Genomic DNA, 26151 nt, shown 5'->3' on the forward strand with positions numbered 1-26151 from the left:
CCCGCCGCGAGTCATCCATGCGCTCCACCGAAGAAACGGGCCGCCTGCCGCGCGGCCCTGTCGCCCTGACCCTGTTTGCCCTGCTGGGGCTGGGCCTGTTCGCCGGCTTCATCGCCCTCGGCACGTGGCAAGTACACCGGCTGGCCTGGAAGCGTGACCTGATCGCCCGCGTAGACCAACGCGTGCACGCGGCTCCCGAGGATGCGCCCGGCCCATCGGCATGGAGCGATGTCACCGCGCCATCGTCCGAATACCGGCACGTGCGCCTGCACGGCACGTTCCTGCATGATCGCCAGACGCTGGTGTGGGCGGCGACCGATCTGGGCAGTGGCTACTGGGTGATCACGCCGCTGCAGCAGGCCGATGGCAGCGTCGTGCTGGTCAACCGCGGCTTCGTGCCGGCGGACTGGTGCGGCATCAAGGGGCAGTGCGCGACGCAACCGGACGGCGAGACCACGCTGACCGGCCTGCTGCGCATGAGCGAACCGTCGGGCATGTTTCGTCACAACGACCCTGCCCGCAACAGCTGGTACACCCGCGACGTTCCGGCCATCGCCGCCGCACGCGGGCTCAGCCGCGTCGCGCCTTACTTCGTGGACGAGGACGCCGCGCCAGGCACGCTGGACGCAGGCAAGCCCGCCTGGCCGCAAGGCGGGCTGACGGTGATCGCTTTTCCCAACAACCACCTCAGCTACCTGATCACCTGGTACCTGCTGGCCTTGATGGTGCTTGCGGCCGGCGTCTACGTCGCCTACGACGAGGTTCGGCTGCGCCGCCACCCGTAGCTCAGTGCTTCCCGTGGGAACGCACAACGCGCGCTCCCACGGGAACGGCTCGCGCGGCTACATGTGCAGGAACGACTTGCCCTGCTTCAGCACGGTGTCGCACACCTTGGTGGTGAGCTGCGACTTCAGGTCGCTGGAACCACCGCCGAGCGTATTGAGGTCCATGCTCTGGCCGTTGCTGCCCTGCAGGATGCCCTTGGCGCCGCTGAGGTAGCTTGGGTCGCTGGTGGCGCTACCGCCGCTGCTGGTGGTGGACTTGTGCTTGGCGCTGCCAGTGAGCTCATTGAACATCTGGCTCGGGTCCGAACTCTGGCCGCTCTTCACCGTGCCGGTGCTCGTGCCACCGCCGCCCAGCTTGCCCATCAGCTGGTCCTTGATGCCGGATGCTCCGGAGTCACCGCCGAGGAAATTGTTCTTCATGCAGTATTCCAGCAGGCCCGCCACGTTGCCCATGCTGCCCGAGGTCATGGAACCGCCGCCGGGGATCATGCTGCCAAGCTTGCCCAGGTCTTGCGCGCTGCCGGGACCGCACGCGAGGCTGAGCGCGATGGTTGCGCCGATGGTGGTTAAGCTGCCGATGCGCTTGTTCATGGATTGCCCTCCGTGTATCTGCCGAATTCAACACCTTGCGTCGTTACGGTTGCGTCAGCGCGCAGGACGCCTCGAACGTTTCCCGTTCAGGTGTGCGCCCGCCTGGCGCGGCCGTACCCTGGGCGCGAGCCTGTACCCCGACTTCATGGAAGCCAAACGATGAAACGAATTGTGGTCCTTGCGATGGTGGCGACGCTGATGGCCGGCTGCTCGAGCGTGGGCAGCCTGCGCAACTCCAAGCCCACCGCCGCCTACGAAGGCAGCGGCAGCGTCGGCGACATCGCCTCGTGCATCTCCGGCGCATGGGGCAGCAAGCCGGTGCACCTGGTGTCGTACCAGGAATACACAGGCACCAGCATCGAGATTCACCAGACCGAGGACGGCCCGGCGGTGGCGCTGGTCGACATCAAGCCGGTGAGCGCCCGCACGGTGGCCACCTACTATTCGAACTTCGACGAAGACGACAGCTGGTATTTCCAGGAAGTGGAGCGCTGCGTCGACACCACGCTGCCGCACGAATGAGTCTGCTGGGGACGGGGCCCGCCGGGCCCCGTCCCCAGGATGTAGCGCTTACTGCTGCAAGGTGGTGATCAGACCCGCCTTCGGGCTGCCCCAGCCGGTGACCAGGTCATAGCCGGTGACCGCCGAGTAACTGCCCGACTTGCCACTGGTGATGTCGTGGAAGTCGGTTGCATACGTGCTGGTGATGTTCTGCGGGTAGATCGTCGCGTTGAAGTTGCCCACGCGCGTTCCACCGTTGGCCACGATCTGCTGGTTGACCAGGGCGATGAAACCCGCCCACATCGGCGCGGCGAAGCTGGTGCCGCCGTATTCGTTGGCCAGGCAGCTGGTCTGGTCGGCGCAGGTGTAGAAGGTGAAGTTGGCATTGGCCGAGACGTCGGGGCCGTTGCGTAGCGTGGTCGAGCCCTTGTTGCTGGTGTTGATCACGCCCGACAGCTTCTGCCAGGACGGAATGGCGATCTTGTCCGGCGAAATGCCGCCGCCGCTGTCGACCCAAGCGGTTTCCGACTTCCATGCGCCGGCCGCGCTGGCGGTGACCAGGTCGGTGCCGCCCACCGAGATCACATAGGCATCGTCGGCCGGCCAGGCTTCGTTGCGCCGCGACCAGGTGGAGCTGTCGCCGGACGCCGCGAAGAAGGTCTGGCCTTGCGCGGCCATCTTCTCGAAGTAGGGATCAAGCGTGGACGGATCCGCCGGCGTCCAGCCCCACGAGCAGCCGATGGTGGTCGGCAGCGGGCTGTGCGTGGTCATCGCGCTGATGATCGCGGTGTCAGTCGACCCGACGTACATCACCAGGCTGCTCAGCCCCGGCGCCATGCCCAGCGCCTGGGTCATGTCGAGCGTCTGCTCGGTGTCGTCGCAACCGCTCTTGTACAGGCAGGAGGTGCTGGTGCCATCGGTCGACAGCACCGAGACCGGTACGCTGTTGGTCTGGTTGACGTTCTTGAAATAGGTGGTGAGGTCAGCCAGATCGGTGCCTTCGTACTCGAACAGGCCCAGGTTCTGGCCGGCGCCGGTCAGTGCGGTGCCGCCGTAGTAGGCCGCGCGCATGTCACTGCCGAGGAACGACGCGGACGGACCGGAGCCCGTGGTGGCGTGCGGTACGACGGCCTCGGGGTTGATGCCATTGGCCTTGGCGTAGTCGCTCTTCTTCACGTACAGCGGGTGCGGCAGCGAATAGTTGTCCAGCCCCGACACGTGCCACAACGGAGTCGCCAGCGCCGTCGTGGGTTCGCGGTCAGGGCTGAAGAACACGCGATTCTCGGTCGGATGCTGGTAGGTGCGCATCTTCACGTTGAACGCCTTCTCGACCGCCGATACCGGACCGGACACCTGCACGTCCATGCCGTCGCGACTGCCGCCGACCACGCGCAGGCCGAAGCCCGCGAGATAGCTCACCACTGCGTCGTAGTCGGCCTGCGTCGGGCCGAACCGCGCGGTGAACTGCTCGGGCGTGAGGTATTGGCGATAGGAGGGACTCGCGGGGTTGGTGACCTCGGCGACGAAAGCGTCCAGTCCGGCGCGGTCGCGCACGGGCAGCACGACATCGAGTCGCATCACCTGATTGGCGGGCAGGCTGCCGACTCGCGCGGCCGTGTTGGCGCTCACCGCGTCACGCACATGATGCGTCAACACCTCGGCAGCCTGCGCCGTGCCGGTGGCGAGAAACGCCATCGCGATGGCGAACGACAGGCCGCGGACTTTCCGCAGCGATCCACGAACTCCATTTCGTGCAGCTGTTCCAGTCAAAGCTGTACTAGTCATGGGAGGACTCTCCTCGATGTAGACAGTGACCGAGAAATCAGTCGAAAGGGGAGCTGGCGACACGCTCCCCCGTGCGCCGTTTGGCGGCGCGAGGCTAGACCTGCAACCGTCGGCTTGCAGTGAATCTGGCGCGATATGGAGCGAGAAAGTTCTTGCGTCGCAAGCATGCGATCGAACGCGCAAGCGTCGCGCAAGCGTCGCGCAAGGAAATGCAGCGAAGGCTGCCCGCTGCGATGGCGTCACAGGTAGACGCGTCGATGCGCGACGCGTGAACCCACGCGCCGCGCATCGCGGTGGAACAGGATCAGCGCAGCGCGGCGGCTTCGCGCGCGAGCTGCTCGATGCCGGCCCAGTCGCCGCTGCGCAGCTTGTCGGCCGGCGTCAGCCAGGAACCACCCACGCACACTACGTTCGGCAACGAGAGGAAGTCGGTTGCGCTGGCGAGGGTGATGCCACCGGTCGGGCAGAACTTCATCTGCGGCAACGGACTCGCCCACGCGCCGATCAGCTTGTGGCCACCGGCGGGCACGGCGGGGAAAAACTTCACGTGGCGATAGCCGCGTTCGAGCAGCGTCATCACTTCGCTCGCGGTGGCGGTGCCGGGCAGCAGCGGCAGCTCGCTGTCGTCCGCGGCGTCCAGCAGGCCAGGCGATACGCCGGGCGACACTGCAAAGCGGGCGCCGGCCTTGAAGGCGGCGCGCAGATCCTTGGCGCTGAGCACGGTGCCCACGCCGACCACCGCGCCTTCCACGTCCTCGGCGATGGCCTTGATCGCGTCGAGCGCCGCCGGCGTGCGCAGCGTGACTTCAATGGCCGGCGTGCCGCCGGCGACCAGCGCTCGCGCCATCGGCACAGCGGCGCGTGCGTCTTCGATGATCACCACCGGCACCACGGGCGCCAGGCGCAGGGTGGCGGCGATCTGCTGTTGCTTCTGTTCGATGCTCATGGCGTTCCGTGGATGCGAGGTGGAGTCAGCGACCTGCAACCGTGCTGTTGTCGCGGAGCAACCCGATAAGGGACTGCACCGAGGCACGGCGACGTTGCTTCTCGGACATCAGAGGCCCCGGATTCCTGCGTACGCAGGAATGACGCGCGGGTAGCAGTGATGTCCGGAGGCCGCGCTAAACATGTTTCAGAGCACGCCCGCGCCCATATCGGCGGTGGTGGCGTTGCGACGGAACAGGCCGAACAGGTCGCGGCCCATGCCGAACTGGTGGTTGGAAAGGTCGGCGGTGGCCGGCACGCGCGCGGCGAATTCGGCGGCGTCGACCAGGACATCCACGCGACCGTGCACCGCGTCCAGGCGCACCATGTCACCGTCGCGGATGCGCGCGATGGCGCCGTTGTCCTGCGCTTCGGGCGTCACGTGGATCGCCGCCGGCACGCGGCCGGACGCGCCGGACATGCGGCCATCGGTGAGCAGCGCGATGCGGTGGCCGCGATCCTGCAACACCGACAGCGTCGGGGTGAGCTTGTGCAGCTCCGGCATGCCGATCGCCTGCGGACCCTGGAAGCGCACCACGGCGACGAAGTCGCGGTTGAGTTCGCCGCGCTCGAACGCCTTGCGCACGTCATCCTGGTCGTTGAACACGATGGCCGGCGCTTCGATCACCAGGCGATCGTCGGGTACCGAGGAAACCTTGATCACGGCGCGACCGATGTTGCCGCTGAGCATGCGCAGACCGCCGTCGGCGCGGAACGGCTCGTCCGCGCTGCGCAGCACGCCGCGATTGCCGCTCTCCTTCGCCACCGGCTTCCACGCGAGCTGGCCCTGCTCGTCCAGGGTCGGAATCTGCGTATAGCCGTCCATGCCGGTGCCGAACACCGTGCGCACGTCGGCGTGCATCAGGCCGTGCGCAAGCAGCTGGTCGATGAGGAAGCCCATGCCGCCGGCCTCGTGGAACTGGTTCACGTCGGCGTAGCCGTTCGGGTACACGCGCGCCAGCAGCGGGACCACCGACGACAACGCGTCGAAGTCATCCCAGCGCAGCTCGATACCCGCGGCGCGCGCAATGGCGACCAGATGCAGGAGGTGATTGGTGGAACCGCCGGTGGCGTGAAGGCCGATGACACCGTTGACGATGGCCTTCTCGTCGATGATGTAGCCCAACGGCAGATGCGAGGAACCCGGCGCGCTCAGCTCGGCCACGCGATGCACGGCCTCGCGCGTCAGCGCATCTCGCAGCGGCGTATCCGGCGCGACGAAGCTTGCGCCCGGCAGGTGCAGGCCCATGATCTCCATCAGCATCTGATTGGAATTGGCGGTGCCGTAGAAGGTGCAGGTGCCCGGCGCGTGGTACGCGGCGGCTTCGGCTTCCAGCAGCTCGGCCTTGGTCGCCTTGCCCTCGGCGAACGCCTGGCGCACCTTGGACTTCTGCTCGTTGCTGATGCCGCTGGGCATCGGGCCGCTGGGCACGAAGATGCCGGGCAGGTGGCCGAAGCTGAGCGCACCGATCAGCAGGCCCGGCACGATCTTGTCGCAGATGCCGAGGTACAGGGCGCCATCGAACATGTCATGCGACAGCGACACCGCCGTGGCCATGGCGATCAGGTCGCGCGAGAACAGCGAAAGCTCCATGCCGGCGCGGCCTTGGGTGATGCCGTCGCACATCGCAGGAACACCGCCGGCCATCTGCGCGGTGATGCCCGCTTCGCGCGCCACGTTGCGGATCAGCTCGGGATAGCGCTCGTACGGCTGGTGGGCCGAGAGCATGTCGTTGTAGGCGTTGATGATGCCGAGGTTCGGCGCATGGCCTTCGCGCAGGCGCTCCTTGTCGGTAGAACCACAGGCAGCGAAACCGTGGGCGAGGTTGCCGCAGGACAGGCGCTCGCGATGCACACCGGCGCCACGCGCCCCATCGATGCGACGCAGGTAGTCCGCGCGTGAATCGCGGCTGCGCTCGCGCAGGCGTTCGGTGACTTCGGCAATGACGGGGTGAAGCACACTCATGTTGGAACTCCGCAAAGTCGGGTGGCGCGCATGCGTGCGCGCCAATCAATCAGGTGGGGCCGTCGCCTCAAGGACTCCAGTAGACCGCCACCGGTACGCGCTGCTGGGTCAGCACCGCGCGCACGGGGAAATTCGCCGCCGCGTCCAGGCCCAGGCGAGCGTCGGCCAGCAACTGGCGCTTGGCCTCGCCCTCGATGTGCAGGAACAGCGCGCGCGTGTCGAGCAGGGTGGACAGCGTGAACGTGATGCGCGGCTCGCCCGCACCGGGCGCGCGCATTGGCAGCACGCGCACCGGATTGTGCGGATCCAGCGCCTCCGGCAGGCGATCACCGCCGGGAAAGAACGAGGCCGTGTGACCGTCGTTGCCCATGCCCAGCACCACGGCGTCGAACGGCATACCGAGCGACGCCATGCGCGCACGCACCGCGGCGAGTCCGGCTTCCGGCGTGGGCGCGTCGGCGTACAGCGGCACGAATTGCGCGGCGGAGGCCTCGTGCTGGAGCAGCAGCGACTTCACCAGGGCGGCGTTGGAACGCTCATGGCTCTCGGGCACCCAGCGCTCATCGACCAGGGTGATCTGGACCTTGGCCCAGTCCAGCGACTGGCGCGACAGGCGTTCGAAGAAATGACGCGGCGTGCTGCCGCCGGACACGGCGAGCAGCCCCCGCCCGCGTTCGGCGATGCTTTCGCGAAGGAGCTCGGCGACCCGTTCGGCCAGCGCCACGGCCAGCGCCTGGCCGTCGGTGAAACTATGGGTGGTCACGTTCAGTTTGTCGGGCATGGCGGGTGGGATGTCGGCTCGCGCGGCACACACACGCGCGTCGGCAGAAGCGGGGAGGTCATCGAGTCTAGGCAGGCCCCCGCGATGCACAGGTGAAGCACCCGTGCATCGCCGTGGATCAAGCCGAACCGTTGCTTACTCACTGTCCTCGTTCCAGGTGCGGCCGTCGCGCTCGATCAGCGCCACCGCCGCGGTCGGTCCCCAGGTGCCTGCGCCGTAGGGACGCGGCGCCTCGCCGCTGTTGGCCCAGGCTCCGAGGATGGGGTCGGCCCACTGCCATGCCGCTTCCACTTCGTCGCGTCGCATGAACAGCGTCGGGTTGCCGCGCACCACGTCGAGCAACAGGCGCTCGTAAGCGTCGGGCTGCTGCACGCCGAAAGCCTCGGCAAAGCTCATGTCCAGCGACACGTGGCGCAGGCGCAGGCCGCCCGGGCCCGGATCCTTGATGGTGACCCACAGCTTGATGTTTTCACCCGGCTGCAGGCGCAGCACCAGGCGGTTCTGCGCGAGCTGGCCCGCCGAAGCGGCGAAGATCGAGTGCGGCACCTGCTTGAACACCACCACGATCTCGGACACGCGCTCGGGCAGGCGCTTGCCGGTGCGCAGGTAGAACGGCACGCCGGCCCAGCGCCAGTTGGCGATCTCGACCTTCAGCGCCGTGAAGGTCTCGGTGTTCGACTTGTGATCCTTCAGCTCGTCCAGGTAACCCGGCACGGCCTGCCCTTCGGCGGCGCCGGCGCGGTACTGGCCACGCACGGTGAGCTGCGCGGCGTTGCTTTCATCGATCGGCTGGAGCGAACGCAGCACCTTGAGCTTCTCGTCGCGCACCGCATCGGGCGCGAGCGAGGAGGGCGGCTCCATCGCCACCATGCACAGCAGCTGCAGCATGTGGTTCTGCACCATGTCGCGCAGCGCGCCGGCATGGTCGTAATAGCCCGCGCGCTGGCCGACGCCCAACGTTTCGGCCACGGTGATCTGCACGTGGTCGATGTGCGAGGCATTCCACAGCGGCTCGAACAGCACATTGCCGAAGCGCAAGGCGAGCAGGTTCTGCACCGTCTCCTTGCCAAGGTAGTGGTCGATGCGGAAGGTCTGCGATTCGTCGAACACCTGGCCAACCGCATCGTTGATCTGGTTGGCGCTGGCGAGGTCGCGGCCGATGGGCTTTTCCAGCACCACGCGCGCCTTGCCCTTGTTGAGGCCGTAGCCGCCCAGGCGCTTGCAGATGTCGACGAACAGCTCCGGCGAGGTGGAGAGATAGAACACCCGCACGTGGTCCGGCTGCTCGCCGATCAGCGCGGCGAACGCGTCCCAGCCGTCGTCCTTGCGCGCATCGAGCGAGCGGTAGTGCACCAGTCGCAGGAAGTCATCGATCTTGCCCGGCTGGCCGCCGTTGTTCTGCAGGGCCTTGCGGATGGTGGCGCGGTAGCCCTCGTCGTCCGTCGCCTCGCGGGCGATGCCGACGATGCGGCTGACATCGGGGATCTGTCCGTCCACGTAGCGGTGGTACAGCGCAGGCAGCAGTTTGCGAACGGCGAGGTCGCCGGTTCCGCCGAAAATCACCAGGTCGAAAGCGTCGACCGGTTGGGGAGAAGCAGTCACTTCAGTCACCTCGAGGCGATGCGGAGAGCGGTACGTGGCATGCATACCACGTGCGATGCCGGTCGATCGTACCAGTGACATACCAGACAAAACCAGTTCCCTCGATCCAATATTTTTAGCCAGTCAGCACAACGGCTCGACCCCAAAATTGGTACGACCGCAAAGGCTCGCCGTAACAACCGATTGCCATACTGGTATGGTCATTGGTATCGTTGAGGCATGGAAACCGCCCTCGTCAATGAATACCGCCGGCTCAGCCGGGACCCGGCCGCCAGCCAGCCTCTGGCCTACCTGCGCCTGCGCCGGGCCATCCGCAACGTGGTCGAACACCGGGATATCGAGCCGGGGCAGGCCCTGCCCAGCGAACGCGACCTTTCGCGCCTGCTGCAGCTGTCCCGGGTGACGGTGCGCAAGGCGATCGCCGGCCTGGTGGAAGAGGGCCTGCTCAACCAGCGCCATGGCGCGGGCACCTTCGTGGCCGAGCGCATCATCAAGCCGATGTCCCGCCTGACCAGCTTCACCGAGGACCTGCGCGCACGCGGCCTCAATCCGCGGTCGGAATTCTTCGAGCGCGGCATCGGCGAGGTGACGCCCGAGGAGTCGATGGCGCTCAATCTCTCGCCGGGCGTGCTGGTGGCGCGCCTGCACCGCGTGCGCTACGCCAAGGAAGAGCCGCTGGCGATCGAGCGCAGCGTGGTGCCGGCCAGCATCCTGCCGGACCCGATGGTGGTGCACGACTCGCTGTACCAGGTGCTGGAAACCCTCGGCTGCCGTCCACGCCGTGCGTTGCAGCGACTGCGCGCGGTATCACTTGGCGCGCAGCAGGCTCGACTGCTGCACGTACCAGCCGGCAGCGCCGGCCTCAACATCGAACGCCGCAGCTTCCTCGACGATGGCCGCGTGGTGGAGTTCACCACCTCGTGGTATCGCGGCGACATCTACGACTTTGTGGCGGAATTGCAGACGGATTGAGGGAGCCCGACGCATCCTTCGCGCCCCTTCGGCGTCACCGTAAGGCACTGGATCCCAGCTTTCGCTGGGATGACGAGCGTAGATCGCGGAGACCGATTTGCGTCGACGCGTCGACTTGCCTGCCGTCATTCCAGCGAAAGCTGGAATCCAGTGTCTTTAGGGCCGACAGCAAATCCACCCAGGCCCTAGCGCACGATTTCCGCCGGCGCCGCATCCCCCACCTGCTGCGCCAGCGGCAACGCATCCGTCACCAGATGCACGAGGAAGCGGCCCGGCTGCTCCTGCATCATCATGTGCGCCGAATCGGCGAAGGACACCAGCTTCTTCGACGGCGCGTGGATGTGCGAGTACCACTCCTCGGTCAACTCGTGCGGCGTGGTGTAGTCGTGCGCGCCCACGAAGACGATCACCGGGCAGCCGAAGTTGGTGACGTGGTCGAAATCGGTGGCCAGCAACGCCGGCAGCAGGTGGTTGAGCGAGAACAGGCTGCCCTTGCCCATCGCGACCCGGTCTTCGTGGGTGTAGTCGGGCGACAGCGACTCGGCATCGTCCTCGAACTGGTAGTCCTTTCGGCCCCACGCGAGACCGCCGTAATACATCTCCCACTTGCTGCGCACCCCGACGTGATCGATTGTCAGCTGGTTCCCGGGATAGGGCGCGATCGCTTCCAGTTCGCGGATCGCGGTCTGGTTGCCTTCCTCGCGCGCGCGGCGCAATGCGAAGTTGTATCCCGCCTCTTCGTTGTGGCGACCGTTCACCACCTGGCCGGTGGAGATGTACGCGTAGAACCAGTCCGGGTGACGCTGCGCGAGTTCCACACCGAGGATCGAACCCCACGAGTGGCCCAGCAGGAAGATCTTCTGCTTGCCGTAGTGCTCGCACAGGTACTGCACCAGCTTGGCCGCGTCGTCGGTCATGCCATCGACGCTCATCCCCGGCGCCATGGCCTCCTCGCTGTTGGCGCCATACGTCTTGCCGGCGCCGCGCTGATCCCACTGCACCACGGTGAAGTAGTCCTCCCAGGCGGTCTGGAAGGTGTACGCCTCCGGTAGTGCTGGCGAGGCCGGGCCACCGTGGAGAAACAGCAGAATGGGGTTGCGCCGATCCTTGCCGCGCACCGAGATCCACTGGTCGATGCCGTTGATGTGCAGCTTCACCTTCTCGTCGATGCCCTGCGTGGTGACGATCTGGCGGTTGCTGTCCAGGATGCGCGTGACCTGCTCGCGCGTCATCGTCTGCGGCTTGGCCTGCGCCGCTGCGTCGTCGGCACACGCCGGGTGGGCGGCGACACCAGTGGCCATGGCCAGCGTGAACAGCAAGGTGGTGCGGAAGGTGGTCAAGGCATCTCTCCTGAGCAAACGATGTGATGGTTTCCGTCCAGCCGCTGCGACCGGCAGCGGCACGAGTGCGTGTCCGGCGCCTGCATCGGCAGGCCATCGCGGACTCACGATGCCTTGAGCAAGCGGCGTGCCAACCTTCCGAAAGGCGCCAGCAGCTCGGCGGATCAAGGAGTTGCGCCTGCGATGCCCAGGCAGGCGATGAGTCCGCGGACACTGGCGCGGACGTCCGCCCATGTCCGCACATCGAGGCAACTTCTTGCGTGACGTGCAGCACGACGTGGCGACCCACTCGTTCATGGAGATGAGCAGAACCTATCCGGAGCACCAGCGATTTCACTTGCGCGATATCCCAAAGCAGGCACACTCGACGACCCTTGTTGCAGGGCCAGTCGGGTGCAGGTCATTCAATCAGTCGTCGGTCGCGTCTGCCGTTACGGACGCAACGCGCGTCGCTTGCGGATCGCATGGTTGCTGGCCGCTGGTGGCATGACACTTGCCGCTCAGGTGTATGCAGCGGATCCCGCCGCTCCCGGCGTTGGCGGCGCGCCAGTCGAAGCCACTGGCGCGATGGCGTTCCAGGTCAACGATGACAGCACGACGCTGGCCGTGGCCAAGGTGCCGCAGATCTACTTGTACGGCCCCATTGATGCCGATGCGGCAAACCGATTCGACGCATTGCTGAAGTCGGGCAAGATCCGCCGCGGTTCTGACATCTATCTCAATTCGCCCGGCGGTGACATGGCGGCGGGACTCGCGCTGGGTCGCCTGTTCCGTTCCTACTCGCTGGGCACGCACCTGGGCGTGCCGCGGCGCACCTCGCGCATGCCGGCGATGCCGCGCGCAGCGCAATGCGCCAACGCTTGCGCCTATGCCTATCTCGGTGGCCTCTATCGCTGGGCGCCTTCAGGCAACGACCGGCTCGGCGTGCCTCCGCACGATGCGGCGGCGGCAACGGGCCCCGGTTCGGTCACGCCTACGGAACTGACCAGCTATCTCAAGGACATGGACATTCGCGCCGACCTGCTGGCGCCGCCGCCCACGGCGCCGGGCGAAGAGGTGGCCTGGCTCGACTCCGAGCGCGTGCTGGCCACCGGTCTGGCCAACAATGGCTATCTCGCCACGACCGCGACTTATCGGCCGATGGCTGCGGAGACCTCGCTGCTGCTCAGCCAGATGTCGCGCGACGGCGAACACCGCATCACGCTGCTGTGCCGTCCGGAAGGCATGACGCTGACGGCCCAGTACGTGATCGGCACCGAGCGCTCGCGCAAGATCGCCGCGCGCGTCACGCGCTCCTATTTCGAGATCGACCAGCAGCCGACGCCACAGCAAGAGACAGGCAACGTCTCCATGGTCGACCAGTCGCTGGTATTCAGCCACCCGGTGCCGGTGGACGAACTCAACCGGCTGCTGTCCGCCCGCACCATGGGCGCGTGGCTCGCGGACCGTGGCGGCGCGGTCCGCTACGGCTTCCTGCTGTCGCTTGCCGGCGTGCAGAACCACCTGCGCGAATACAGCGCCAGCTGCCAGCAGATCGCCAAGGCAGGCGCCGGCGCGAGCACGGCCGCGGCGCAGGCGCCACGTCACTGAGGCTTATCGTGAGGCGCCAGGCTCGCTGACCCGTTAGGCGGCCTGAAGCAGGCAGCTCACGACTTGCTGCAGCACGAGCCCTGCTGCTGGATCGGCGGACACGGCACGGAGCCGTACGAACAGAACACGCAGCAATCGCCGGGTTTCGGCTTCAGCAACTCGCCACAACCGGTGCACTCGTAGAAGAACACGCAGGCGTTCGTCGGCATGGTCTCGGTCTTCTGGCGCCCACAGGCCGGGCAGGTCAGCGTGGATTCCAGCAAGAGTTTTTTCGGCTCGGTGTTCATCTGTTTGCGCGCCTGGCTTTCCGCCACTCCATGGTCAAGCTTAGTCGACTGCGCTGATCGAGACGTAATAACCATCAGGATCACGCAGCGAGAACTCCATGGTCTCGGTGTTCGGATTCCTGTGCGGCTCCTCTTCGAATCGGGCGACAAGCGTACGCGCCGTGGTCAGGGCCCGCTCGAAATCGTCCACGCGGAAGAACAGCAGCAGGCCATTGCCAGGCGTGGCGTCGGCTGGGCTCATCAAGGGCGGATGCTCATGAACGCCCCACTCGTGCAGGCAGAGCAGAACCGTGCCATCCGTGTCGAGGATCTGCCCGAAGTCGTCATGGGCCGGAGCGGTCGGTGGCTGGCCAAGCAGCGCCTGGTACCAGCGAAAGCTGGCCGCCACGTCCTCCACGCCGATGATTGTCCAGAGTCGTTTCATGGGCCCACCCTTTGATCCAGCGGATTCATCGACGGACACGCGCTTTGGGTTGTGCATCTAGGTACAGGTGTCGGTCGCAATGACGCGTGCACAAACCTGCCCCAAGTCCGAAGGCGCCAGCGCCCCGATCGAATGATCAGGCGCGTGGCTTCACACTCGAAGGTAGAATCATGAAGTCGCTCGTCCTCTCAAGCGATTCCATGGCCGCCAGCAGCGCCGCTGGTGGGGCGATGAGCTTGCGCTCGTTGAGATCGAGCCATCCACCCGCGCTGGTGACGCGTGCACTGAGCTTTCCGTCGGGACGAAAGATCTCGTGCCGCAGCAGGAAGCGACTGCCATCATCGGAGTGACCCGCTATGGCATACGTCACCGTGATCTGCTGCTGCAGGCCGATCTCCTTGAAGTACTCAACCTCGTCCTTCATCACCACCGGACCGATCTTCAGGCGCACGAATTCTTCCATGGGGAAGCCGTGTTCCATCAGAAACATCTGTCTCACGTCGGCTGTCTTGTCCAGATAGGCCGTGTTCCGCATATGCGAATTGAAGTCCATGTCGCCCCAGCCGGCATACAACGTCTTCGTGTACATGCAGCTGCTCCCTCGGATGTGGATGGCGCCGAAAAATTATATCGCCCACGCCTACGCACAATGATTCGCGGATGGCGAGACTTTCGATTAGGCCATCAGGGCAAGGAGCATGCCGGCGCATGTCGTGATTTCACGTTCAAATCATCGTCGTGCTTCCTGGCGACCACGTTATCCTGTGAGTTGGTCCACGCTGCCGGGACGAGATATTCAAGGGCGCCGTAGCCCTCTCGATGAACGCCACACCTGGCTTTCGCAGTGCGCGCGGACCACAAACACGATGTCGTCAACGGCGACACGCGCGAATTCATGCATTTGTGACGAAGCTCGCCCAAGGCTCGGTGGGCGCTCCATGGCTTGACCATTCACCCAGTCACCCCACATCCGGCATCGGTCCTTCACAGGGTGACGCGGGCGCACCGGGACGAGCGCCCAACATTCACGATCTTGGGCGCCCACGATGTGCGGTCAGTGCAGGATGCCGTCCGCCCTCAGTCGCGGGATCAGCGTATTGGCGAGGTTTCGGGTCACCCTCGGGATATTGTCGGTCGCCGTCGTGGTGGTCGCCGCGATCCACACGACGCCCTGGGTGCGGCTGTCCCATACGCTGGTTTCCAGCGTCACTTCCTCGCGCACGGTCACCCGTGGCGCCGTTCTCCAGGCGTTGCCATACCAGGTATAGAAGCCGCCGGGCCCCGGCCCACGCCAGCCGGGACCGCCCCAGGCTCGGCTACCCCAGGGGCCGCCCCAGTTGGGACCACGCACTGGCGTCCCGGGGGTGACGTTGACACGCTGTTGCACGCTGACCACGCGCGTCACCAGAATCGCCTCTGCGCCACTGGACTTGATCAGTTGGTCGACCCTCGCCTCGGTTTCATTCGGCGCAAGCTGGGTGTAGCTGGCGGTGGCGTGCACATCGGCCCGCTGCAGCGCCTCCACGAACGTATCTTCGAAGACGCGTCGCGTGCTGTCGCTGCTGGCGATGCCGATGACCAGCACGTCGGCGGCCGGAGGACCTTGCCAGTTGGGATCCTTCCACTGGTTGCTGATGCTGAGCGTCGAGCAGCCCGCGAGCGCGGCAAGCAAGCTCAACGCAACGATGGATATCAGTTTCATGGCCGTGTTCCGCAGGTGTTCGGGACGTGGCCCCGTGATGGAGAAGGTGGCCGCCACGGGGTTTTGCGTTGCGACGTGTGACTCGGAACGGCAAGCAGCCGATTGTCATTCCTCAGAGCTGATCGTGTTGAACGCGCTACATGGCTTTCAGCGAACGCGCCTGAGGGCGGCGGCGCGCTCAGGCATACGTCATCAAGGAGCCGGTCGGCGCGCCGGTTCACGGTAAGGCGTCCAAACCAGGGGCGCGATTCGCTGTCGACCTTGCAATCGATCCGGAGAAGCGCGGCAGCGACCGGGCGTCTGTCCGAATCGACAGGCCAGCTCGCGCGACATGACTCGCGCTGACGGCACGGATTGCATCGGTCCCGGACTCGTCTATGGCATAGCGGCATCCAGCGCCGCGATTGCCGCGATCAGCTTCAGTCAGCGAGTTGCCTGGGCACATGACCATGGGCGCCAATCCCCCGGTGTGCGACGAGCCTTCGACGATGCGTCAGGGGCAACAAGTACAATAAAGGGGCTGTGAGTTCCCCGTGTACGCAGGTCTGGGAACGCCTGGCGCCCACAACAGGATGACAGGGCCTCGCGGGCACGCTGGCATCGACGCCGCGGCTCCGAAGGTCCGCCCTCCCGAGCCGCCTTCATCCCGCTTTCACGCCAAGGCAAGGCAGCAGCTCTTCATCACCAGCGCTGCGCCCTGGCCGCCCCACGCCTGGACGACCCAATGGCGGTTTCCGGATAGCCGGCGATCCAGTTGAAGGCAACTTCGTGGAGATGCCATCAACAAGCCATTTGCACGACCGGCAAGGTCAGGCCAGGACTTCTCGCCAGTCCTTCAAAGTCACATTGCCGACCACGCCGCCGGTGACGAACGGGTCGCCTTCAACAAACTCCTCCGCCGCTTCCCGGCTTGTAAAGATGCCTAGCGCTCCGTGGGTGGGGTCAGCATACGGGCCGGCCAGCAACAGCACGCCGCGCGCATGGAATTCACGCAAGCGCGCCGCGTGCGCAGGACCGAGTTCGACTGCTTTTGCGATGCCATCCGGCGCAGCCTCGTAGATCATCACGCACTTCATGTCGCGCACTCCCAAAGTAGTTGTATCGACCGTGTTGCCCCGAGCATCGGGAGCCTCGGAAAAGTCCTGAGCAGCGTATGTCCTCTGCTGGTTTCGCGATGCGTCCGCCTAGTCCTGCGAGTACCACCCAAAGCCTTATCAGGCGCCGTATGGAAGTTCTTCGGTGATCAACGAAACGACCCGGCCATACGCAGCCCGGCACAAGTTCGTCATGGCTCAATACGGTCGCGCCGGTGGTGACTTGGCCTTCGGTTGAATTGCCATCAGGCGAGTCTGGCGTTTTCCCCACGCCGTCTCGCAGTGGCCACTTCCTCCCTTGTGAGGATCGGCTCGGCTTCTGGCTGCGATTCGTCCACTGCCATCGATGTCAGTCGTGATCTCAGAATATGAGCGTCGCGCTTCGGTGGCATGCCAAACAGTCGTGCGTATTCGCGGCTGAACTGGGAGGCGCTGATATAGCCGACCGCATCGGCTGCTGCCTCGGCGCTGACGCTTTGTGATGTCATGAGTCGCCGCGCCTCGAGCAGACGCAGGCGCTTCTGGTACTGAAGCGGCGACAACGACACCATCGCCTTGAATTGGCGGTGAAATGCCGTGGGGCTCAGTCGCGCCACGTCGGCCAGTTCTTCGATGCGTACCACCTCGGCAAAGCGCTCACGCAGGTACCGCACGGCTCGCATCACGCGCTCCGAGGGTCCTTGCGCCACCACCATGCGCGCGACCAGGTCGCCATGGGGCCCGGCGAGGAGCCAGTAAGCGATCTCGCGCATGATGGCCGGTTGGAGCGAGGAAATCGCCTGCGGGTGATCGAGCAACTGAACCAGGCGCAGCAGGCAGTCGTTCAAGGGGCCGTTGCAATCGATGACAAATACGGCGCCGCCAAGATGGGTGGCCGCGGTGGGAGGGCACTCCATCTGCTCAAGCACCGTGCGCAGCACAGCCAGATCGAGTTCGAGCACGACGGCGAGGCAGGGCTTTTCCGGACTCGCCTCGAAAACGCGCCCCAGTGACGGCGCATCAACGCCCACCACGAGCGCCTGGCCTGCACGGTAGTCGAGCCGGTGCTCGCCGAAAGTCGCCCACTTGGCGCCTTGGGCCACAACGCACAGCGCAGGGCGCATCAGCCGGTGCACGGGCGGGTTGGGCTGGTACGCACGAGTGATATGCAGGCCCTCGACGGCCGTGCTGTACGGGCTCGCCGTGGATTGTCGATCGGCGTATCGCGCAATCGCCTGGGCCAGGGTTTCGGACATGGGCTTATCCGTCACTGTCATCCAGTACACGTTAGTCCCTGGGGTAGGAATAGGCAAGAACGAGGGCTGTTTCGGCATTCACGCGACCCTGCTGCGTGCCGATCATCACCAGCCATTGAGCCCACCAATCCCCAGGAGAGCGACATGACCGCAAACACGCATCCATCTGCCGGAAAAATCGCCATCATCACCGGCAGCAGTCGCGGCATTGGCCGCAACGCAGCCCTCCAGCTGGCCAGACGCGGCGTCCGGTCGATCATCACCTACCACTCGAATCGGGTGGAGGCGGACGCCGTCGTCGCGCTTTGCGCGCAGACCGGCGCCCCCGGGCTGGCGCTTCAACTGGACGTGGGCAAGGCCGCTACGTTTGACGATTTCGCAGATTCGGTGCGCAGCGCACTTGGCGATCTGGGTGCTGAACGCTTCGACTATCTGGTGAACAACGCCGGCATTTCCTCCACGGCGAGCTTCGTCAACGGAACCGAGCAAGAGCTGGACGCGCAGTTCGACGTCCATTTCAAGGGCACGTTCCTGTTGAGCCAGAAACTGCTTCCCTTGATCAACGATGGCGGCAGGATCGTGAATATCTCCTCGGGCCTTGCGCGTTTCGCCATGAACAACCGCGCCATCTACGGGTCAATGAAGGCGGCCGTCGAAGCACTGACCCGCTACATGGCGCTTGAGCTGGGTCCTCGCCGTATTACGGTCAACGTGATTGCGCCCGGCGCCATCGCCACCGACTTCAGCGGTGGCGTTGTTCGTGACAATCCTGAGGTCAACAAGATGGTTGCCTCCCACACGGCGCTCGGTCGAGCCGGCCTGCCCGAGGACGTCGGCCCGGTCATCGCCGCACTGCTGTCCGACGAGCTGGGCTGGATCAATGCACAGCGCATCGAAGTCGCCGGAGGCATCCATATCTAAAGATCCTGGGGAAGCACTCCGGAAGCCGCCCGACGCCCACCCAGTCGCTCCCGTCCCATTGATGGGCGCCTCGTCGTGGCGCGCAACATCGCGCCACGACAACGTAGAGCGCTGACGCGCAAGAGCGACGTCATAGTTCAGACTTCAGCGGATCTCGGACCACCTTGCGAAACATCTTCGGTCTTGAGGCATCGGTACCGATAGAATTCTTGTAGTACTTCAAATCGCCGTTTCACCATACGTTTCTTCACGTCCATCTGTAACATGGCTCTCCACAGGACATCGACATCAAATAGCCTTGTTGCTGCGACTTGAGAACGCATGGAGTAACGATGATTCACGATCTTGATTCGTTTTCGAAAGCCTTTCCGGACGTCGTGGCCGCTCTCCGGACGGTCAGCCATGCCGCGGGAAAGACCATTGACAAGGGCCTCCTTGAGTTGATTAAAGTGCGCGCCTCGCAGATCAATGGCTGCGCCTTTTGCCTCCAGCTTCATTTGAATTGGGCGCGTGAGGCTGGTGTCCCTCAGGTGAAGCTTGATCGTGTAGCGGTATGGCGTGAAGCACATGGCTTGAGCGCAGAGGAGCGAGCCGCGCTTGCATGGACCGAGGCGCTGACCGATCCGACTTGGCGGCCGCATACCGAGAGCGCCAGGAAGGAGTTGGCGACGGTTTTCAGCGACGAACAGCTAGTGACCTTGACGATCGCCATCGCAAGCATCAATGCCTGGAACCGTATCGCAGGACCACTAGGCTTCACACCACCAGCTGCCGAATAGCGTTCCTTTCTGCCGAACCACGCCCGCGGAACCGCGTTGGCGAAAGACTATCGGGATGCCCGCGTCCATTCGGATGCGAGCATGGGGCGTTCCATCGACGACGGTCCCTGGCCGCCGCGCCGGAATTGCACGTCTAGGAGGGGGTGAAGCGAAACTCCAATCGCGCCCCGCCAGGCTCGCGAAGCATGCAATGCCTATTTTGACCCTCGCCGACGGGTTCAGGCCCGAACTCCACCTACACACCTGGCCAAGCGGAGGCGAGAGCGAAAACCCTGCAGAGGTCCGCCTCGCTGGATACCTTCAGTGCGACGTGATGAAGCCCCACGTTCTTGCGCCGGTCGAAAGCGACGTAACCGCCCTGCCTGTCGACCTGCCATAGGGTCAATCGAGCGAAGCCGTCCGAGACAAACAACGCGGGATACGCCGGCATTTCGCCAACCACGGTCCAACCGAGGCACTCCACGAAGAAGCGCCTGGAAAGCTCAATGTCGCTGACCGTCAGACCCAGGTGATCGATGCCTTTGGTGATTTTCCCGGAATCTTGCATATCGATTTCTCTTGGGTTGGTGCACAGGCTGCCCCCAGCGGACGCGAGCCTGTTAGAGAACCCTGTCCCCAAAGTCGCGCCTCCCAGGGTCCACTTTGGGTTGCAATTGGGGGCCCCAGCTATCGATAGTGGACCTGATGCCTCTATCTGGCTGCACTCATGCCATATTTGGCAGCGCGCTCGTCGATTTGCGGATCAAGCGCGCGCGCGGCGTTGAGATCGGCGACGCCAGAGTCCTGGCGACCATAGCTAATTTCAGCCAGGCCAAGACCATAGCGAGACCATGCGGAGTCGGGTGCTTGATCCACGGCCTGCTTGTAGGCCTTGATGGACTCCGAATAATGACCCAACCGCCACTCCACCAGACCGAGGCTCTCTAGATAGTCTGGTTTCTTACCGTCTCGCCGAATCGCGTCGTTGCAGTCACGCAATGCGTCGTTGAGCATTTGGTTACTGAGTCCAAGCGCCATGCAGCGCTCACTCAGCACATGGCCAAGCATGGCATCGTTTTCATGCATGACGATCCAGCCATCAAGCAGAGGAAGCGCTGCCATGGGCTGGCCGAGTTTGATGTCGAGATCGGCCACCGCCTGTGCCTGCATTGAGCCGGATGGCAACATGTTACTGAGGGCCACCACATCAGATGCGGCGCCAGCGCGATCGTTGCTGGAGAGGCGGAGTTCGGCGCGTGTCAGCAGCGCGTCGCCGTTTTTTGGGTCGAGGCTTAGGGCAATGTCCAGATCGTCGAGTGCGGCATTTGGATGCTTATCGGCTACATGCGCTCTTGCGCGGGCAACGAAGAATGAGGACTGATGGGGCGATAGGCGTATGGCATCGTCCAGATCGTCTATTGCCGCGACGATATCGCCGCGCGCCAGATGCGCTTGGCCCGCCAGATAGTAGTCACCCGCATTCTTTGGTTTGTCGTTATTGTCTGCAGCCACGCCATCGGGTGTGTCGCTGTTCGAGGCCGCCGTAGCATTGGCAAACACGCGTCCACCGTTATAGGTGAAATAGACTTTTTTCTGGCGGTTGGCGATGTATACGTGATGGGAAAGAAGGAAATCCGCGCCGAGGAGCACGTCGACTCCATTGGCGATGCTACCGTCGATAACCTGCATCTGCGTGTTATTGATGGTTTCTGCACCAATGGAGAACGCATCGACGTTCACCGTCCACTCCTTGACGGAGTTGGCGCCGACCCCGGTGCCGACGACAGCCTTACTCCCCGGGGTGATGACGTTAACTTTGGCCCGCTCGGCGGCAAAGCGAGCCATGACGCTGACCGGTGCTCCCGAATCAAGCAACGCACGTAACCTTGTGCCGTTGATCTGGACAATTAGAAACGTTCTGCGATCGAACGAGTTTTTTCTGGATGGCAGGATGTCGACGACGCTATATTCCTTGGCCCAGTAGGCCAGCGGCGTGTTGTCGCACTGAATCGGCTCAAACATGGTCACGCTACCGTGCGCGAGGTCGAGCTCAAGATCTGCCTGTTCGAGCAGGTTGGCGCCAATCAGGGCGTTGCCTGCATCACTTCCTCCGACGAGGAAGATCACGTTCTTAATTGGCATGCCTGGAATCGCGAATCGGTTCACGAAAGCTTGTTTGACGTTTACGTCGCCGCCGACACCCGACATCTTGAAGCCCTTGGGCGCAGGAAAAGGGTCGAGCCCCATCGAGGCGGCGTTGGCGCTGGACATGAAGTTGTAGAAGGCTCCCGTATCCAGAATGAAACGGGTATTGGTTCCATTGACTCTTACAAGGGTCGTTGGTCGCAGACCCATCATGTCAACGCGCATCTTGCCGATCTTGCTCAACTGGCAGTCGTCGGCCCATACCTGATTGGCGAGAAGAAAACTCCCGATCAAGCAGAACAAGCGCATGAAGGCGGCGCTTTTCCCCCACCGTGCCGCGAACAACCCGAAAACAAGATGCAGCCCCTTGAGACGATTGTGCCCAACTTCGCAGACTCCCATCGCCATCCCCTTGGTGGTGTTATCGAACCTGTCCGCCCCGGGTCGGAAGCGAACGTCTTCGACGATTCGCAGATCAGATGCGCGCGACTTCCTCAGCTCGACAGAACGAACTCCCGCTGGCTCTCGTTCTTGCTGCAAGCCACCAGAGCATGGCCAGCGCGAAGAGGTTCAGTCCGATCTGGCCAAAGCCAAACCAGCCCACCGAAACGACGGCGTTCAAACCCAACGTGAAGGAAAACCGGAACGCGGGGGTCAGTATCTGAAACAGCTGGATGGACCAAAAGATGAGGCCCAAATTGGCCGCCCACCGTTTTCCCAGGAAGCAGCCGGTACCTGCGATGACACCGGCCAGAGCCAGCGTCATGTTGGGGATCAGGAAACCCAGGGGATAGCCGTAACTGGCGCCGATGTGGGCGGCCCACGCACATCCCCATGCACCGTGCGTCAATAGAATTGCCGAGATGATTTTGTCAGCCTTGGCCATGCTTGGCGCCCCCTGCGCCAGACAACCGCAAAGAAGATGTTTGGAGGTCTAACCATCAAAGATGGAACTGGACAGAGCGCTTGTCCACGACGGATCGAACCTGGTCACTGCAACATAACAACCACCTTGATCTTTGCCGGACCCCTTCTGACGGCGACCTTGGCCTACTGGGTTCGCCGGTTAATCACAGCATCGCCGCACGAGCACAAGCAAGCCGGCGGCGACGCAGTTTGTCGAAGGTCGCTCGACTACCTGATCGTTTCAAGCCATTGCAGTACCGCATGAGAGAGTTCCGTCCGCTGGTCGGAATACGCGTGGTCGGTCGGCAAGTGAAGGGTTGTCACCTGCGTGTCGCCCGCCTGGCGAAGCGCGCTGGCGAAGGCGTCATCGACGGGCGCCAGTCCGTCGTCCGAGGTCACCACGAACACGGGGCGGTCCTTGACGGCCCCGACCTTGGAGCGGAATTGCCAAGCAGGCGCGTGGTCTGACACCTCCTGCGCCAAACCATCGGGAGTGCATCCGCTGAGCGGCGCCATGCCTTCCTCGGCCAATGACGCGCTCATTCGCTTGACGGCGCCAGCCTTCGAACCAGGCGACTGCATCTGCTCCAGCATGCCGGCCAGATCGGCGCCCGAGATCATCGCCACGCCCCTGATGGCAGGATCCGCGGAAGCGCCCTGCACAGCCATGAAGCCTCCCATGCTGTGGCCCACGAGTACGATTCTCGACGGATCAAGTCGCAGCCGCTTGGCGTTTTCGGGCTTGCGGAGATAGGCGATGGCCGCCGCCACGTCGTCGATGCCGTGCGAGAAGGAGAAGCTTCCCGGTGAACCCCACGACCCACGATAGTTGAAATAGAGCACGTCCCACCCAGCACGCCGCATGTCTTGCGCGAGATCGAGGTTGCGCTCATTTCCCGGGAAACCGTGCAACAGAATCACGGCGGGGTGCGGTCCGGCTCCCGCGGCAACGTAGACCAGGGCATTCATCATCGATCCATGGCTGGGGATCTCCATGGTCTCCATCATCGCCTTCGCCCCTCCGCCCGGATTGGCAGGAAGGTTGGACGTGGCCGGGGCGTCGTCTGCCGCCCCGGCGGCATGGGCATGTGCAGGAGCGAGAGCCAGGCACAGCAACAGGCAAGCCGCAAATCCTGCGGTTGTCACTCTGACCTTCATATTGTCCCCTTGATGAAATTCCCGGAGCCGGCAGGCCTCGGTCAATGCCTGACTTTAGGAGGAAGTTTGATGTCCTGAAAGCTCCCTCCCATCTGCCAGATGGGCGTTGGCCGAAGTCCTCAAGGTCTGCCGCCGATTGGAAGGGCACTCCAACCGCGTTGGTGGAGCATGGAGTAAGCGAAAAGGCCGCCTCAGCTTGTGTGCAGGCATTGCTGCTGGCCGCCATTTGTGCGCCCCTTCCCACTGGTCGCTGTGACGGAGGACCTTGCTCGCGCGGGAGAAGGGCGGCCGAGGCGCGCTCGAGCAGGCCCCGCCGCTGTCGTGAGCCCTTCGCAGCATCCTGCGGAAGGGGCGGTGCAGGAGCGGTTCACCGGCATGGAGCTGGATTCTTGCACTCGCATTGACTCTCCCCGGCATAGGATCGCCTGGCGCGAAGGCGGCCGGGGTCTTGCCGGAATTGTCATCAGGCCCCCAGTACCCTGCCTGTCTCCTTCATCGGCTGTCGAACGGGTGCACCGCCGTGAATCAGGAATCCGTAGCGAACCCTTGGAAGAAACCGGCGTCGTTGGCCGCTGCGGTGGGCGCCCTCGGCGTGGTCTTCGGTGATATCGGCACGAGTCCGCTCTACACCTTCAAGACGGTGTTGGACCTGACCGGCGCGCACACCCCAGCCACCATCCTTGGCGTGATTTCGCTGCTGATCTGGACGCTGATCATCGTCACCACGGTGAAATACGCCGGTTTCGCCATGCGCATCGACAACGATGGCGAGGGCGGCATCCTGGCCTTGATGGCCTTGATTGGGGTGAAGCGGCAGAAGCGTCCGTTGATCGTGGCCGTGGGGTTGTTCGGCGCCGCGCTGATCTATGGCGACGGGGCGATTACGCCGGCCATTTCGGTGCTCTCGGCACTGGAGGGGCTGGATATCGCCGCCCCCTCGCTTAAGCACTTCGTGTTGCCGTTGGCGGTTGTGATTCTGCTGGCCCTGTTCTCATTGCAGCCCATGGGTACGGCAAAAATCGGGCGGGCGTTCGGCCCCATCATGGCGCTGTGGTTCCTCACCATGGCGGTGCTTGGCTTGTGGGGCACTGCGCGGCACCCGTCGATCTTGTGGGCGCTCAATCCTTATTACGGCTTCCACTACCTGCTGAACAGCCACGGCGTGGGCTTTGTCGTGCTTGGCGGTGTGTTTCTTTGCGTCACGGGTGCAGAGGCGCTGTACGCCGACATGGGGCATTTCGGCGCCGGCCCGATCAAATTTGCGTGGTCCACGCTGGTGTTTCCCAGCCTGGTGCTGAACTACGCGGGGCAGGGCGCCATCGTGCTCGATGGCGCCTCGACGGAAGGCAACATCTTCTACCGCTTGTGCCCGGAGCCGCTGACCTTGCCTCTGATCATCCTCTCGACGATCGCCACCATCATCGCCAGCCAGTCGATCATCACTGGCGCGTTTTCGATGACTCGACAGGCGATCCTGCTGGGATGGATGCCGCGCCTGAAGATTCAGCAGACATCCCGCGAGGGCTATGGCCAGATCTACGTCGGCGCGGTGAACTGGATACTGATGGCGGTGACCATCGGCCTGGCGTTGGGCTTCAGGAGGTCGGACAACCTGGCCGGCGCTTACGGTATTGCGGTATCCGCCACGATGTTGATGACCACCGGGCTCCTGTTCATCGCCATGCGCGAGATATGGAAGTGGAACGTGTTCGCCTGCATCGCGGTCGCCGGCCTGTTCTTCGTGGTGGATGCATCGTTCTTTGCGTCGAACATGATGAAGCTGCTCGAGGGCGGCTACGTGCCGCTCATTCTTGCCACGCTGGTCTATCTCGTGATGTTCGTATGGCATGAGGGGATTACCGCCGTGGGCAAGCGACTGGCGGAAAACCCGGTGTCGATCGAGGACTACTTCAAGGAGATCGCCGAGGCAGGCGTGGCGCGCGTGCCCGGCACCGCGGTGTTTCTGACGCGCACAAAAGGCAATATGCCGCCCGTGATGATGTGGTACGTCAAGCACAGCCATGCCTTGCACGAGCGCGTGCTGGCAGTGACCCTGGATATCGCCTCCAGGCCCTATATCCCCGTGAACGAACGCCTGCAGATGAAAGAGGTGATTCCGAATTTCTGGTCGATCACCGCCACCTACGGCTTCATGCAGCGGCCGGACCTGCCTGCGCTGATGTCACAAATCGTCACGCGCGGCTGCCCGATGGATTCCCACGAACTGACCTACTTCATCGGGATGGAGAAGATCGTACCGCGGCAAGACGGACGTGGCCTTCCACGCTGGATCGAATTTCTCTTCAGGATCCAGTTGCGCAACTCCACCCGCGTTACGGACTATCTCCATGTGCCGCCGGACCAGGTGGTCGATATTGGCCGGCAGGTATCCATCTGACATGCGAACGTTGGGCGTGCGCGTTCTGGCGTGGCGCGGTCCGCGCTCAGTCTCCTGACGCGGAAGTGTGCGCCCTGTTCACACAGCTTCAGATTTGCTGACCCAGGTTTATGGCGAGTGCCGCCATGGGTCACAAGCACGCTTCATGGCACTCGGACACGGTAATCCTCACCGTTACGTAAATTTACTTAATTGCCTTCCCAAATTCTTCGGATGCGCAAACTGG

The 26151-nt window shown here is 63.9% G+C and carries 24 protein-coding genes; 7 read left to right on the forward strand and 17 right to left on the reverse strand.

Features of this window, described 5'->3' with window-relative positions; all coding sequences use genetic code 11:
* Nucleotides 1–17 precede the first annotated feature (17 nt).
* Nucleotides 18–785 (forward strand): SURF1 family protein, encoded by a 768-nt coding sequence (locus tag DVT68_RS10965; protein ID WP_114825094.1) that lies wholly within the window; start codon nucleotides 18–20, stop codon nucleotides 783–785.
* Between the two features lie 57 nt (nucleotides 786–842).
* Here the strand turns inward: DVT68_RS10965 and DVT68_RS10970 are convergent, their stop codons facing one another.
* Nucleotides 843–1376, reverse strand: coding sequence for a DUF2501 domain-containing protein (locus DVT68_RS10970; protein ID WP_114825095.1), 534 nt, complete (start codon nucleotides 1374–1376; stop codon nucleotides 843–845).
* 159 nt (nucleotides 1377–1535) lie between these two features.
* Here DVT68_RS10970 and DVT68_RS10975 point away from each other — a divergent pair, with 159 nt between their 5' ends.
* Nucleotides 1536–1898, forward strand: coding sequence for a hypothetical protein (locus DVT68_RS10975; RefSeq protein ID WP_147281713.1), 363 nt, complete (start codon nucleotides 1536–1538; stop codon nucleotides 1896–1898).
* A gap of 48 nt (nucleotides 1899–1946) precedes the next feature.
* Here DVT68_RS10975 and DVT68_RS10980 read toward each other — a convergent pair whose 3' ends face one another.
* The 5 genes from DVT68_RS10980 to zwf all read right to left on the reverse strand — a co-directional run bounded on the left by DVT68_RS10980 (nucleotide 1947) and on the right by zwf (nucleotide 8995).
* Nucleotides 1947–3662, reverse strand: coding sequence for a S53 family peptidase (locus DVT68_RS10980; protein ID WP_114825097.1), 1716 nt, complete (start codon nucleotides 3660–3662; stop codon nucleotides 1947–1949).
* A gap of 304 nt (nucleotides 3663–3966) precedes the next feature.
* Entirely contained in the window at nucleotides 3967–4608 is a 642-nt protein-coding gene (gene eda / locus DVT68_RS10985; RefSeq protein ID WP_114825098.1) for a bifunctional 4-hydroxy-2-oxoglutarate aldolase/2-dehydro-3-deoxy-phosphogluconate aldolase, read from the reverse strand.
* Between the two features lie 186 nt (nucleotides 4609–4794).
* Nucleotides 4795–6612, reverse strand: a complete 1818-nt coding sequence (gene edd, locus DVT68_RS10990) for a phosphogluconate dehydratase (RefSeq protein WP_114825099.1) — start codon at nucleotides 6610–6612, stop codon at nucleotides 4795–4797.
* Between the two features lie 67 nt (nucleotides 6613–6679).
* A complete protein-coding gene (pgl, locus tag DVT68_RS10995; RefSeq protein WP_114825100.1) occupies nucleotides 6680–7393 on the reverse strand; it encodes a 6-phosphogluconolactonase in 714 nt (237 codons plus the stop codon).
* Nucleotides 7394–7528: 135 nt separating this feature from the next.
* Nucleotides 7529–8995, reverse strand: coding sequence for a glucose-6-phosphate dehydrogenase (zwf, locus tag DVT68_RS11000; protein ID WP_114825344.1), 1467 nt, complete (start codon nucleotides 8993–8995; stop codon nucleotides 7529–7531).
* A gap of 219 nt (nucleotides 8996–9214) precedes the next feature.
* Between zwf and DVT68_RS11005 the strand changes: the two genes are divergently transcribed.
* Nucleotides 9215–9967, forward strand: coding sequence for a GntR family transcriptional regulator (locus DVT68_RS11005; protein ID WP_114825101.1), 753 nt, complete (start codon nucleotides 9215–9217; stop codon nucleotides 9965–9967).
* Between the two features lie 185 nt (nucleotides 9968–10152).
* Here the strand turns inward: DVT68_RS11005 and DVT68_RS11010 are convergent, their stop codons facing one another.
* Nucleotides 10153–11307 carry an alpha/beta fold hydrolase gene (locus DVT68_RS11010; protein WP_233523432.1) on the reverse strand — a complete coding sequence of 385 codons (1155 nt, stop codon included), beginning with the start codon at nucleotides 11305–11307 and terminating at the stop codon, nucleotides 10153–10155.
* A 486-nt stretch (nucleotides 11308–11793) separates the two neighbouring features.
* On the opposite strand from DVT68_RS11010, the gene DVT68_RS11015 reads away from it, so the two are divergent.
* Entirely contained in the window at nucleotides 11794–12897 is a 1104-nt protein-coding gene (locus tag DVT68_RS11015) for a hypothetical protein (protein ID WP_147281714.1), read from the forward strand.
* A gap of 56 nt (nucleotides 12898–12953) precedes the next feature.
* Here DVT68_RS11015 and DVT68_RS11020 read toward each other — a convergent pair whose 3' ends face one another.
* The 6 genes from DVT68_RS11020 to DVT68_RS11045 form a co-directional block, all read right to left on the reverse strand.
* Nucleotides 12954–13184 (reverse strand): GDCCVxC domain-containing (seleno)protein, encoded by a 231-nt coding sequence (locus DVT68_RS11020; RefSeq protein ID WP_114825103.1) that lies wholly within the window; start codon nucleotides 13182–13184, stop codon nucleotides 12954–12956.
* Nucleotides 13185–13224: 40 nt separating this feature from the next.
* A complete protein-coding gene (locus DVT68_RS11025) occupies nucleotides 13225–13608 on the reverse strand; it encodes a VOC family protein (protein WP_114825104.1) in 384 nt (127 codons plus the stop codon).
* Between the two features lie 136 nt (nucleotides 13609–13744).
* The gene (locus DVT68_RS11030) at nucleotides 13745–14197 is read right to left on the reverse strand and encodes a thioesterase family protein (protein WP_114825105.1); all 453 of its coding nucleotides are present in this window, start codon (nucleotides 14195–14197) and stop codon (nucleotides 13745–13747) included.
* Between the two features lie 465 nt (nucleotides 14198–14662).
* Complete coding sequence (locus DVT68_RS11035; RefSeq protein ID WP_114825106.1) at nucleotides 14663–15310, reverse strand: hypothetical protein; 648 nt, start codon at nucleotides 15308–15310, stop codon at nucleotides 14663–14665.
* 809 nt (nucleotides 15311–16119) lie between these two features.
* Nucleotides 16120–16386, reverse strand: coding sequence for a YciI family protein (locus DVT68_RS11040; protein WP_114825107.1), 267 nt, complete (start codon nucleotides 16384–16386; stop codon nucleotides 16120–16122).
* 263 nt (nucleotides 16387–16649) lie between these two features.
* A complete protein-coding gene (locus tag DVT68_RS11045; RefSeq protein WP_114825108.1) occupies nucleotides 16650–17639 on the reverse strand; it encodes an AraC family transcriptional regulator in 990 nt (329 codons plus the stop codon).
* A gap of 144 nt (nucleotides 17640–17783) precedes the next feature.
* On the opposite strand from DVT68_RS11045, the gene DVT68_RS11050 reads away from it, so the two are divergent.
* Nucleotides 17784–18560: an SDR family NAD(P)-dependent oxidoreductase gene (locus tag DVT68_RS11050; protein WP_114825109.1), complete on the forward strand. Its 777-nt coding sequence runs from the start codon at nucleotides 17784–17786 to the stop codon at nucleotides 18558–18560.
* Nucleotides 18561–18892: 332 nt separating this feature from the next.
* A complete protein-coding gene (locus DVT68_RS11055; RefSeq protein ID WP_114825110.1) occupies nucleotides 18893–19339 on the forward strand; it encodes a carboxymuconolactone decarboxylase family protein in 447 nt (148 codons plus the stop codon).
* A gap of 235 nt (nucleotides 19340–19574) precedes the next feature.
* Here DVT68_RS11055 and DVT68_RS11060 read toward each other — a convergent pair whose 3' ends face one another.
* The 4 genes from DVT68_RS11060 to DVT68_RS11075 all read right to left on the reverse strand — a co-directional run bounded on the left by DVT68_RS11060 (nucleotide 19575) and on the right by DVT68_RS11075 (nucleotide 23527).
* Complete coding sequence (locus tag DVT68_RS11060) at nucleotides 19575–19886, reverse strand: VOC family protein (protein WP_233523433.1); 312 nt, start codon at nucleotides 19884–19886, stop codon at nucleotides 19575–19577.
* A gap of 143 nt (nucleotides 19887–20029) precedes the next feature.
* Nucleotides 20030–21865, reverse strand: a complete 1836-nt coding sequence (locus DVT68_RS11065; protein ID WP_233523434.1) for a retroviral-like aspartic protease family protein — start codon at nucleotides 21863–21865, stop codon at nucleotides 20030–20032.
* Between the two features lie 73 nt (nucleotides 21866–21938).
* Complete coding sequence (locus tag DVT68_RS11070; RefSeq protein WP_114825111.1) at nucleotides 21939–22349, reverse strand: hypothetical protein; 411 nt, start codon at nucleotides 22347–22349, stop codon at nucleotides 21939–21941.
* 248 nt (nucleotides 22350–22597) lie between these two features.
* Nucleotides 22598–23527 (reverse strand): alpha/beta hydrolase family protein, encoded by a 930-nt coding sequence (locus DVT68_RS11075; protein ID WP_114825112.1) that lies wholly within the window; start codon nucleotides 23525–23527, stop codon nucleotides 22598–22600.
* 520 nt (nucleotides 23528–24047) lie between these two features.
* On the opposite strand from DVT68_RS11075, the gene DVT68_RS11080 reads away from it, so the two are divergent.
* Nucleotides 24048–25925: a potassium transporter Kup gene (locus DVT68_RS11080; protein WP_233523435.1), complete on the forward strand. Its 1878-nt coding sequence runs from the start codon at nucleotides 24048–24050 to the stop codon at nucleotides 25923–25925.
* Nucleotides 25926–26151 lie beyond the last annotated feature (226 nt).

The sequence above is a fragment of the Dyella solisilvae genome, from assembly GCF_003351225.1.
GTDB classification, from domain to species: domain Bacteria; phylum Pseudomonadota; class Gammaproteobacteria; order Xanthomonadales; family Rhodanobacteraceae; genus Dyella; species Dyella solisilvae.

What these genes read in the sequence shown, in the direction of transcription:
- DVT68_RS11005 (WP_114825101.1), top strand. Translation starts at nt 9,215, where the DNA reads ATGGAAACCGCCCTCGTCAATGAATACCGCCGGCTCAGCCGGGACCCG.
- DVT68_RS10970 (WP_114825095.1), bottom strand. Translation starts at nt 1,376, where the DNA reads ATGAACAAGCGCATCGGCAGCTTAACCACCATCGGCGCAACCATCGCG.
- DVT68_RS11015 (WP_147281714.1), top strand. Translation starts at nt 11,794, where the DNA reads ATGACACTTGCCGCTCAGGTGTATGCAGCGGATCCCGCCGCTCCCGGC.
- DVT68_RS11035 (WP_114825106.1), bottom strand. Translation starts at nt 15,310, where the DNA reads ATGAAACTGATATCCATCGTTGCGTTGAGCTTGCTTGCCGCGCTCGCG.
- DVT68_RS11075 (WP_114825112.1), bottom strand. Translation starts at nt 23,527, where the DNA reads ATGAAGGTCAGAGTGACAACCGCAGGATTTGCGGCTTGCCTGTTGCTG.
- DVT68_RS11055 (WP_114825110.1), top strand. Translation starts at nt 18,893, where the DNA reads ATGATTCACGATCTTGATTCGTTTTCGAAAGCCTTTCCGGACGTCGTG.
- DVT68_RS11070 (WP_114825111.1), bottom strand. Translation starts at nt 22,349, where the DNA reads ATGGCCAAGGCTGACAAAATCATCTCGGCAATTCTATTGACGCACGGT.
- DVT68_RS11045 (WP_114825108.1), bottom strand. Translation starts at nt 17,639, where the DNA reads ATGTCCGAAACCCTGGCCCAGGCGATTGCGCGATACGCCGATCGACAA.
- DVT68_RS11050 (WP_114825109.1), top strand. Translation starts at nt 17,784, where the DNA reads ATGACCGCAAACACGCATCCATCTGCCGGAAAAATCGCCATCATCACC.
- edd (WP_114825099.1), bottom strand. Translation starts at nt 6,612, where the DNA reads ATGAGTGTGCTTCACCCCGTCATTGCCGAAGTCACCGAACGCCTGCGC.
- DVT68_RS11020 (WP_114825103.1), bottom strand. Translation starts at nt 13,184, where the DNA reads ATGAACACCGAGCCGAAAAAACTCTTGCTGGAATCCACGCTGACCTGC.
- DVT68_RS10965 (WP_114825094.1), top strand. Translation starts at nt 18, where the DNA reads ATGCGCTCCACCGAAGAAACGGGCCGCCTGCCGCGCGGCCCTGTCGCC.
- pgl (WP_114825100.1), bottom strand. Translation starts at nt 7,393, where the DNA reads ATGCCCGACAAACTGAACGTGACCACCCATAGTTTCACCGACGGCCAG.
- DVT68_RS11025 (WP_114825104.1), bottom strand. Translation starts at nt 13,608, where the DNA reads ATGAAACGACTCTGGACAATCATCGGCGTGGAGGACGTGGCGGCCAGC.
- DVT68_RS11040 (WP_114825107.1), bottom strand. Translation starts at nt 16,386, where the DNA reads ATGAAGTGCGTGATGATCTACGAGGCTGCGCCGGATGGCATCGCAAAA.
- DVT68_RS11060 (WP_233523433.1), bottom strand. Translation starts at nt 19,886, where the DNA reads ATGCAAGATTCCGGGAAAATCACCAAAGGCATCGATCACCTGGGTCTG.
- eda (WP_114825098.1), bottom strand. Translation starts at nt 4,608, where the DNA reads ATGAGCATCGAACAGAAGCAACAGCAGATCGCCGCCACCCTGCGCCTG.
- DVT68_RS11065 (WP_233523434.1), bottom strand. Translation starts at nt 21,865, where the DNA reads ATGGGAGTCTGCGAAGTTGGGCACAATCGTCTCAAGGGGCTGCATCTT.
- DVT68_RS10980 (WP_114825097.1), bottom strand. Translation starts at nt 3,662, where the DNA reads ATGACTAGTACAGCTTTGACTGGAACAGCTGCACGAAATGGAGTTCGT.
- DVT68_RS11030 (WP_114825105.1), bottom strand. Translation starts at nt 14,197, where the DNA reads ATGTACACGAAGACGTTGTATGCCGGCTGGGGCGACATGGACTTCAAT.
- DVT68_RS10975 (WP_147281713.1), top strand. Translation starts at nt 1,536, where the DNA reads ATGAAACGAATTGTGGTCCTTGCGATGGTGGCGACGCTGATGGCCGGC.